1 protein-coding gene and 1 pseudogene are annotated in these 2261 nt (G+C 46.6%); both read right to left on the bottom strand.

Translation table 11 applies throughout. The annotated features are described in order from the left end of the window. Positions 1 to 87: 87 nt before the first annotated feature. Positions 88 to 693, bottom strand: a pseudogene (locus GTU67_RS15085) (class I SAM-dependent methyltransferase); the annotation flags it as partial. Between the two features lie 1324 nt (positions 694 to 2017). Further along, positions 2018 to 2261: hypothetical protein (locus GTU67_RS15235; RefSeq protein ID WP_221893408.1), on the bottom strand; the 244-nt coding region annotated here is incomplete at its 5' end.

Consider the following 2261-nt stretch of genomic DNA (forward strand, 5'->3'; position numbering starts at 1 on the left):
CTGCGAGGAACTCACTACACAAAGAGAATCGCTCATGAAAATACGTGTACATCTCAAAAAATACATGGACACGTATCTTGATGAGATTTAACCGAGACTTCTAGACGGTACAGGGCGGGCCGTTACCATAGATGCAAACGCCGGCACGGACGTGGCTGCGCCCAGTATTGAAAACTGGACAAACCTTTCCGGATCAGGCATGCGAATAGACAGAGACCGTGGAGTGATTTCGATAGATCGAAAGCCCGCCTCGCTGAGCAATGTGTATAGCTCATCGGGGTTTGATAATGAAAAGGCAAGATCGACATCCGTGATGGGCACATCAAGAAGGCGTGCGGTTTCCGTAAACAACGCCTCATACACAGGATGGCTGTTCAGGGATTGCCAGACACTGATGACTGCGCTACCGCCATCGCGTAACACGCGACGCATTTCGCGACCTGAAGCCGCTCGGTCGGGAAAGAACTGGAGTCCTTGTTGACATAGCACAAGATCAAACGCGTCACCGGGAAGTTCGCGGCGAGTTGCATCACTCTCTTGCCAGAGTATCGAAGCACCAGCCGGTGACGGTTGTGCACGGCCTACTTCCAGCATTACTGAATTGATATCCAGAGCGAGGACCTGACCGCTTATCCCAACCATGGGAGCGACCTGTCGTGCGACACTGCCCGTACCGCAGGCAAGATCCAAAACTCGCTCGCCGGGTTAGCGGCCCGCTGGATTCCCCTTGGTGCCTGCCTACCTTGCTGCGCTTTTGTTGGTTGGAATGCTCGACATAGCCCTGCGGCCCATCGATCCAGACCACTACAGCAAGCCGCTAACCTCTCGCGCGCGTCCCTGGGTAGATGACGATGACGAATATTTTTAAATTAAAGGTGAGTGTTTACGGGATAAAAGTCCAATTAAAGACCCGCTCCAGATGCGCTCTAACCAGGCGACGAAATTGGCCCAAAGCACCCAAAAATGATTTTTCGCTCCCGTTAGCTCTCACCTATAAATTCAAGGAAAATATAATAATCCTTATAAAACAAATACTTGAAGACAAAAAAACACCATTTTTTTACGCGAAAAATCATTCGATTGCGATGCAAAGGTGAGTGTTTACAGGAAAGAAAGGCTATTTTTATGTGCCCAGAACGAGGGATGGGATACGGCTTAGGTGAGTGTTTACAGGATAAAAGCCCAATTAAAGACCCGCTCCAGATGCGCTCTAACCAGGCGACGAAATTGGCCCAAAGCACCCAAAAATGATTTTTCGCTCCCGTTAGCTCTCACCTATAAATTCAAGGAAAATATAATAATCCTTATAAAACAAATACTTGCAGAAAGAAAAGCACCCTTTTTTTACGCGAAAAATCATTCGATTGCGATGCAAAGGTGAGTGTTTACAGGAGAAGAACGCTATTTTTAAGGCAAAAAACCACTAAAAAAACGGCCAATTCACACCAAACCCCCCCGCCCAGGGCCAAATAATTCGCTTTGTCTCCTGTAAAGTCTCACCTTTATCTCGCCTTTATTCGAGTTTTATACCGTAAACACTCACCTATGGTGGTGATATGCGTGAGATTTTTGGCTATTTATTTTTCGCTTAAACCATTGTTTTATTTAGACTTTTTAAATATTCGTTCGTGCAATAGGTGAGCTTTTACGTGATTGTTGTGCAATGTTTGCCAGGGCGGGCCTAATTTGAGGCGCCAAGGCCAGGTGAATGGTAGAAATATCGCCTTTTTATCCTGTAAACACTCACCTATCGGCCATGTTAGGACCATCCTGGCGGGGTAAAAGCGATTTTTATCCCGTAAACACTCACCTATGGTGGTGATATGCGTGAGATTTTTGGCTATTTATTTTCCGCGTAAACCATTGTTTTATTTAGGCTCTTCAAATATTCGTTCGCGCAATAGGTGAGCTTTTACGGGGTATTTTGTGCAATGCTTGCCAGGGCAGGCCTAATTTGAGGCGCCAAGGCCAGGTGAACGGTAGAAATATAGCCTTTTTATCCTGTAGACACTCACCTTTAAATAATAATTCTCAGGCCGTCTTTAACCTGGCTGGCACTAAAGTCCAGTGAGTTGCAGGTAGCCTGGACAATAGTGAGCGCGGGGCATGGCGGCAGGTCGGATTCCGTCATTAGTTGTTTGGTAAGCGTACGCCCAGTACCGTCTAGCGCTCTCGTTGGAGTCTCATCAGAATAAGTGTCCATTAATTTTGGTAAATGGACATTTATTTTAATGAGCGAATTCTCTGCTTCTCTCGTACCT

The sequence above is a fragment of the Pusillimonas minor genome (genome assembly GCF_014237865.1).
GTDB lineage: Bacteria > Pseudomonadota > Gammaproteobacteria > Burkholderiales > Burkholderiaceae_B > Neopusillimonas > Neopusillimonas minor.